This is a genomic window from Streptomyces sp. NPDC127084, from assembly GCF_042724175.1.
GTDB lineage: Bacteria > Actinomycetota > Actinomycetes > Streptomycetales > Streptomycetaceae > Streptomyces.
Map to the genome: position 1 here is coordinate 1 of NZ_JBHXFA010000300.1, position 3,544 is coordinate 3,544.

Below are 3,544 nucleotides of genomic sequence, written 5' to 3' on the forward strand. Positions count from 1 at the left end.
GTACATCCAGTACGAGGGCGATCTCCCCCTGCCTTCGGCGGGGGGACCCCCACCGCCTTGCGATGTACCGCACCGGACGCCGCGAGCTTCCCGGCAAACCTATCCGGCCACAGCACCAGCGCGGAGTCGAGGAGCGGTACGAACGGGTGCGGGGTGCCCCTGGGAGGGGGCACCCCGCGCTTGCCGTGGTCGTGAGCGTGGCCGGCGGACGGCTCGGCTCGCTCGGGTCCCTCAGTTTGCTCAGTTCGCTCAGAAAGTGAGCTTCCAGCTGTTGATGTAGCCGGTGTCGTAGCGGGCCACGTCCTGGACCTTGAGCTGCCAGGTGCCGTTGGCGGTCTCGCTGGACGCGTTCACGGTGTAGGTCGTGACGACGTCGTCCGCCGAGTCGCTGCCGCTGGAGTTCTTCAGCCGGTAGGTGCTGCCGTCCGGGGCCACCAGGTCGATGACCAGGTCACCGCGCCAGGTGTGCTTGATGTCCACGCCGACCTGGAGCGCGGACGGGGCGTTGCCGGTGCGTCCGGAGACCGCCACGGACGAGGTGACGGCGCTTCCGTAGTCCGGGATGGTGACATCGGTGGTGTTCTCGTAGACGTCACCCGGGACGGTGGTCCCGGCGGACAGGGTCCAGATGGCGTAGGCGACGGCGTCGCTGTTGCGGTCGAGCGCGGTCTCGCTGATGTTCGACGTGGTGTCGCAGGAGGAGTGGTAGCAGCGGTCGAACGCCTGACCTGCTGTGCCGCCCCACTTCGTGGCCTGTGCGCTGGACTTGGTGTTGCTGGCGCCGGTGAACAGCCCGCCGACCGGGATGCCTACGTTCTTGAAGGAGGCGTGGTCGGAGCGGCCGTCGCCCTCGGTCTCGATCTCGGTCGGCACTCCGATGCCGGAGAAGTAGGTCTTGAAGGTCTGCTCGATCGTCGGGTCGTCGTCGTAGACGAAGTAACCGGGGTTGGGCGACCCGATCATGTCGAAGTTCAGATAGCCCTTGATCTTCGAACGCTCGGTGGTCGAGAGGTTGTTGACGTAGTACTTGGACCCGACCAGGCCCAGCTCCTCGGCGCCCCACCAGGCGAACCGCAGGTGCTTGTCCGGGGCGAGCTGGGCGCGCGAGACGGCCAGCGCGGTCTCCAGGATCGCGGCTGACCCGGAGCCGTTGTCGTTGATGCCGGGACCCGAGCTGACCGAGTCGAGATGCGAGCCGGCCATCAGCACCTGGTTGCTGTCGCCGCCGGGCCAGTCGGCTATCAGGTTGTAGCCGGTGGAGCCGAAGTAGGTGAACTGCTGGAGGGTCGTGGTGAATCCGGCCGCGTCCAGCTTGGCCTTCACGAAGTCGACCGATGCCTTGTAGCCCGTACGGCCGTGGGCGCGGTTTCCGCCGTTGGCGGTGGCGATCGACTGGAGGTCGTTGAGGTGCGCCTTGACGTTCGCGACGGAGATGTCCGGCGGCGCGGCGAGTGTCGCGACGGCGGGTGCGCCGACGGCCGTGCCGCTGGTGCTGCTCGCGGTGCCGGCGGTGGCCGCGGCGGTCGGTACGGCCGCCGCGAGCAGTCCGGCGATGGCTATCGCGGTGCCAGCGGCGAGGCGTCTGTGCACAGAGCGAATCATGTGGGGGCTCCGGTATTCCGTTCGGGGATGGGACGGAACGTGCGTGACACCCCGCGACGGCGGTGCCGCGGGGTGCTGGAGCTGTACTCGGTGCGTGTTTGTGGGGAATGGTCAGCGAGAGGCTGACTGGCCGTCAAGAGTGGAAACCGGTCAGTCGGGTTCGGTCAGCGGACGGTCGGGGCGGCTCCGTAGGCGAGTCGCCGCAGCGGCTGTAGCCGCCGTGCGCTATTGCACGCAGAATTCGTTGCCCTCGGGATCTCGCATGACGCGCCAATCGCCCCCCTGCGCCTGTACGTGGTGCGTGACGGTGGCCCCCAGGCTCTCCAGCCGGGCGATCTCCCGGTCCCGCTGCCCGGGTTCGGAGTGCAGGTCGATGTGGAGGCGGTTCTTGACCGTCTTGGTCTCGGGGACCCGCTGGAACAGCAGCCGGCGGCCGAGACCGGCTCCGCTGTGCTCGTCGTAGGGATCGTCCGGATGCCGGACGGCGGCCAGATCCCGCCAGGCGTGACGGCCATGCCATTCCACGGTCAGTTCGGGCGGTACGTCCCCTGAGGTGAGGAGCTGCTCGATGAGCGTGCTGTTGTCCTCCGGAAGGTAGCCGAGGGCTTCGGCCCAGAAGTCGGCCTGGGAGAGAGGGTCGTTCGCGTCGATGACGAGCTTCCAGTGCAGTGGCATGGGATCAGTTATAGGCGCGGTGAGCGCCGCGACGACGGGAACAGCTGGAAAGGGGCACGGCATCCGTGTGATGCCCACCCCGAACCGGGCCAGGGGCGGATCCGGGAGTCAGTCCGGCGCGGTCTCTCGCCGCACCGGGGCCGCAGCGACGTCAACGGCAGGGACCGCGCCCGTGCCCATGAGCGGGGCGGCGGCGTCCGCCGGGGCGGCCTGCGTGGGGCACCCCGCTCGCGCGAGCCGTTCAGCCTGTACGAGCCGTGCCCTGGTGGCGCGCGCCGTGCGCAGGGCGTCCCACGTGAGGATGGTCAGGGCGAGCCAGACCAGCCCGAAGCCGGTCCAGCGTTCGGCGGGCATCGCCTCGTGGAAGTACACGACCCCCAGCAGGAACTGGAACACCGGTGCCAGATACTGCAGCAGCCCCAGGGTCGACAGCGGGACCCGGATCGCGGCCGCCCCGAAGCAGACCAGCGGTACGGCGGTGACCACCCCGGTGGCCGCGAGCAGCGCGGCATGGCCCGCGCCCGTCGAGCCGAAGGTGGACGAGCCCTGCGAGCCCAGCCACAGCAGATAGCCGAGGGCGGGGAGGAACTGCACGGCGGTCTCCGCGGCCAGTGACTCCAGTCCGCCGATGTTGACCTTCTTCTTGAGCAGCCCGTAGCAGGCGAACGAGAAGGCCAGGACCAGCGAGATCCACGGCGGGCGGCCGTAACCGATGGCCAGCACCACCACGGCCGCGAACCCGATGCCCACGGCACCCCACTGCGCGGGCCGCAGCCGCTCCTTCAGCAGCAGCACGCCCAGCGTGATGGTGACCAGTGGATTGATGAAGTAGCCCAGCGACGACTCGACCACATGGCCGGCGTTGACGGACCAGATGTAGAGGCCCCAGTTGACGGTGATCACGGTGGCGGCCAGCGTGATCAGCCCGAGTCGGCGCGGATCGGCCAGCAGCTCGCGTATCCAGCGTCCGCGCCGCAGTACCAGCAGGGCGATGGCCACCACGGCCAGTGACCACACCATCCGGTGGGCGAGGATCTCAAGGGCACCGGCCGGTTTCAGGAGGGGCCAGAAGAGCGGGACCAGACCCCACATCCCGTAGGCGCCGATTCCGTACAGCAGACCGGCCCGCTGCTCGTTGTCCTTCACCGAACCTCCCACCGCGTCACCCGCGCGTCGAAGGTAGCGCCCGGCGGGTTCGCCTGTCATGCCCGTATCGCCATACGGTCATGACGATCCGATGGTCGGGCACACGCCAGGGGCGCCGGTC

Annotated in this window: 3 protein-coding genes; all 3 read right to left on the reverse strand. The window is 69.0% G+C overall.

The features are described from left to right. Window positions 1-249: 249 nt before the first annotated feature. On the reverse strand, window positions 250-1,602 hold the full coding sequence (locus tag ACFWI9_RS33435) for a M28 family metallopeptidase (RefSeq protein WP_387168827.1): 1,353 nt from the start codon (window positions 1,600-1,602) through the stop codon (window positions 250-252). A gap of 225 nt (window positions 1,603-1,827) precedes the next feature. Next, the gene (locus ACFWI9_RS33440; RefSeq protein WP_387168830.1) at window positions 1,828-2,277 is read right to left on the reverse strand and encodes a VOC family protein; all 450 of its coding nucleotides are present in this window, start codon (window positions 2,275-2,277) and stop codon (window positions 1,828-1,830) included. Window positions 2,278-2,385: 108 nt separating this feature from the next. After that, a complete protein-coding gene (gene rarD / locus ACFWI9_RS33445) occupies window positions 2,386-3,369 on the reverse strand; it encodes an EamA family transporter RarD (protein ID WP_387168832.1) in 984 nt (327 codons plus the stop codon). Window positions 3,370-3,544: the final 175 nt, after the last annotated feature.

Coding starts and splice junctions, on each gene's coding strand:
- ACFWI9_RS33435 (WP_387168827.1), bottom strand. CDS start 1,602: ATGATTCGCTCTGTGCACAGACGCCTCGCCGCTGGCACCGCGATAGCC.
- ACFWI9_RS33440 (WP_387168830.1), bottom strand. CDS start 2,277: ATGCCACTGCACTGGAAGCTCGTCATCGACGCGAACGACCCTCTCTCC.
- rarD (WP_387168832.1), bottom strand. CDS start 3,369: ATGTGGGGTCTGGTCCCGCTCTTCTGGCCCCTCCTGAAACCGGCCGGT.